Annotated in this window: 2 protein-coding genes; both read right to left on the bottom strand. The window is 74.9% G+C overall.

Features of this window, described 5'->3' with window-relative positions; all coding sequences use genetic code 11:
• Positions 1–135: 135 nt before the first annotated feature.
• On the bottom strand, positions 136–1,596 hold the full coding sequence (locus E2C05_RS30270; RefSeq protein WP_133223328.1) for an amidase: 1,461 nt from the start codon (positions 1,594–1,596) through the stop codon (positions 136–138).
• Between the two features lie 44 nt (positions 1,597–1,640).
• Positions 1,641–2,891 (bottom strand): MFS transporter, encoded by a 1,251-nt coding sequence (locus E2C05_RS30265; protein WP_133223327.1) that lies wholly within the window; start codon positions 2,889–2,891, stop codon positions 1,641–1,643.
• Between the last annotated feature and the right edge of the window lie 222 nt (positions 2,892–3,113).

The raw sequence follows: 3,113 nt of genomic DNA, 5'->3' as shown, positions 1-3,113 counted from the left end.
CCCCGCTGCGGCGCCGGGCCGGAAGCGGGCCGTCGACGGCCGGCCGCCTGACGCCGCCCGCCGAGCGGGCGCATCACCAGGGCGGATGGCGCCGTCGGAAGCGGCGCAAGCCGCCCCGGGCCCTGGCCGCCCGGCCTATGCCCAGCCCGGCGGCGGCACGAAGGCGCGGTATTCCTTCTCCAGCAGCCGGGCGACGTCGATGCAGCCCAGGTCGCCATAGGCCGGGCCGATGATCTGCACGCCGATCGGCAGCCCCTCGGCCGACAGTGCCACGGGCGCGACGGATGCGGGCAGCAGGGCCATGCCGCTGAAGCCGGCCCAGAAGAGCTGGTCGGTGACCGGCACCGGCCTGCCATTCACCGGGATGCTGCGCTGCCAGCGCTCGCCCTGCTGGTCATGCGGCACGGCGGCGGTGGCGGCGGCGGGGCAGAGCAGCAGGTCCCAGTCCTGGAAGAACGCCGCCCAGGCGCGGCGCATACGGTGCCGCGCCTCGTTCGCCGCCAGCCAGGCGCGGTGCGGGCCGGTATTGGCGCGCAGCATGCGGGCCCGATAGCTGTCATCCTCCGGCGGCAGCGCAGCCGCCAGGCGCTGCTCCTCGGCGAAGGCGGCATCGGCGATGCCGCCCGAGGTCGCGCTGCGCAGCAGGTGCACATAGACGCGCATCGCCTCGGCGGTGTCGATCGCCGGCCGCGCCGTCAGGCTCACCGTCGCGCCCTGCTGGCCGAGCCAGTCCGCCAGCGCCGCGATGGCATCCTGCACGCCGCGGTCCACCGCGCTGTTCGGGTCGTCCAGCATCACCGCGATGCGGTAGTCGCGCAGGGCCGTGTGGCGCGGCGGCGGCAGCATCAGGTGCCAGCCCGCCGCCTCGATCGGGTCCGGCCCGGCGATGATGCCCAGGACGGTGGCGAGGTCGGCGGCGCTGCGCGCCAGCGGCCCGATGACGGCGATATCCACTTCCGTCACGTTGCCGCCGAGCGCATGGCCGAGCGAGGGGCAGATCCCCCAGGTCGGCTTGTGGCCGAAGACGCCGCAGTAATGCGCCGGGTTGCGGATGGACGCGCCGATGTCGCTGCCGAGCTCTAGCGACGTCAGGCCCGCCGCCAGCGCCGCCGCCGCGCCGCCCGAGGAACCGCCCGGCGCGCGCGCGAGGTCCCAGGGATTGTTCGTGGTGCCGTGGACCGCGTTGTAGCTCTGCCAGTCGGCCAGGGCGACCGGGACGTTGGTCTTGCCGAAGATGATGGCGCCCGCGCCGCGCAGCCGCTGCACCGCAAGCGCATCCGATGCCGCGATGCTGTCGCGCAAGGCGGGGAAGCCCCAATGCGTCGGCAGGCCGGCGACGTCGAAGCTTTCCTTCACCGTCATCGGCAGGCCGTGCAACGGGCCCCAGTCCTCGCCGCGGGCCAGCGCCGCGTCGGCGGCATCGGCGCGCGCCCGGGCGCGGTCGAAGTCGCGCACCACCACGGCGTTCAGCCGCCCGTCCAGCCGCTCGATGCGGCCGACATACATCTCCAGCGCCTCCCGGCTGCCGATCCGCCTGGCGCGGATGGCGGCGGCGAGGTCGAGGGCGGAGGCGAAGGCGAAGGCAAGGTCGCTCATGCCGCAGGCTCCGCCCCGCCGCCCATGCCTGTCAACCGCACCCGTCAGCCGCGCGGCGGGTCGCGCACCGTCGCCAGGATGGCGGCGCCGAGCGCGAGGAAGACTACCACCGTTGCCATGCCGGCGCGCTGGCTGTCCGTCGCCACTGTCACCATGGCGAGCACGGCCGGGCCGAGGAAGCCGGTGACACGGCCCGAGAGGGCGAAGAGGCCGAAATGCGCCGCCACCTCCGCCGGTGGCGCCAGCCGCGCCATCAGCGTCCGGCTGGCCGCCTGGGCCGGGCCGACGAAGATGCCGAGCGAGAGGGCCAGCACCCAGAACATCGCCTTGCCCTCCGCCAGCAGCAGCCCGGTGCCGAGCGCCATCAGCGCGACCAGCGCCAGCATGATGGTGCGCTGCGAGCCCAGCCGGTCCTCCACCAGCCCGAAGCCGGCGGCGCCCAGCCCGGCGGTCAGGTTCAGGGCGATGCCGAACAGCAGGATCTCCTCGAACCCCATGCCGAAGACGCCGGCGGCATAGATGGCGCCGAAGGCGAACAGCGTGTTGAGCCCGTCGGTGTAGAACAGCCGCGCCAGCAGGAAGCGCAGCATGGCGGGGTTGCGCGGCAGGCCGCGCAGCACCGCCCCGATCTCCGTGAGGCCGCGGCGCATCGCCGCGCCCCAGGGCGGCCGCGCGCCGCCCGCATCCGGCAGGATCACCAGCACCGGCCAGGCGAACAGCGCGATCCAGCCAGCGGCGAGCAGCGCGGTGGCGCGCACATGCTCGGCCTGGGCGCGGTCGAGCCCGAGCGGCGAGGGATCCGGGCGCACCAGCAGCAGCAGCGCAATCACCAGGCAGAGCAGCCCCCCGGCGTACCCCAGGCCCCAGGCGAGTCCGGAGACGCGGCCGATCTGCGCCGGCGCCGCCACCTGCGGCAGCAGGGAGTTGTAGAACACCATGGAAAGTTCGAAGGCCAGGGTCGCCACCGCCACGCAGCCGAGTGCCCAGAGGGCGAAGGCGGGGTCGGGCCGGGCGAACCAGATCCCGGCGGTCGCCACGACCAGCACCAGGGTGCAGACCGCCAGCATCAGCCGCCGGCGCCCGCCGGCATCGGCGACGGCGCCGAGCAGCGGCGAGAGCAGGGCGATGCCGATGCCGGATGCGGTCTGCATCCAGCCCCATTGCGCCTGGCCGGTCACCGGGTCCGGCGCAATGCCCTGGGTGAAGTAGGCGGCGATGACGAAGGTGGACACGATCGTCGGGAAGGCGCTGTTCGCCCAGTCATAGAGGGCCCAGGCCCAGGCGCGACGGTTCATGCGGGCAGGGTGCACCGCTTCGCCGCCGCCGCGCCAGCGCCCGGCGGCGCAAGCCGCGGGCGCTGCCAGCCCCGAGGCGCGGCGACTGCCGTCAGGCCAGCCCGCGCAGCCGCCGCACCGCCACGCCGATGGCGGCGAGGTCGCCGGCCTGCGCCGCTTCCTGCGCCAGTCGCGCCGCCGCCGCGCCATCCGGCACCAGGCCGCGCAACTGCGCCGCCGCCA

Source organism: Paracraurococcus ruber, from assembly GCF_004353985.1.
GTDB lineage: Bacteria > Pseudomonadota > Alphaproteobacteria > Acetobacterales > Acetobacteraceae > Paracraurococcus > Paracraurococcus ruber.
The sequence above is the reverse complement of the archived record's forward strand: the minus strand, read 5'-3'. Positions and strand labels throughout refer to the sequence as shown.

Excerpts from the sequence above, each read along its gene's own strand:
- E2C05_RS30270 (WP_133223328.1), bottom strand. The coding sequence starts at position 1,596 with ATGAGCGACCTTGCCTTCGCCTTCGCCTCCGCCCTCGACCTCGCCGCC.
- E2C05_RS30265 (WP_133223327.1), bottom strand. The coding sequence starts at position 2,891 with ATGAACCGTCGCGCCTGGGCCTGGGCCCTCTATGACTGGGCGAACAGC.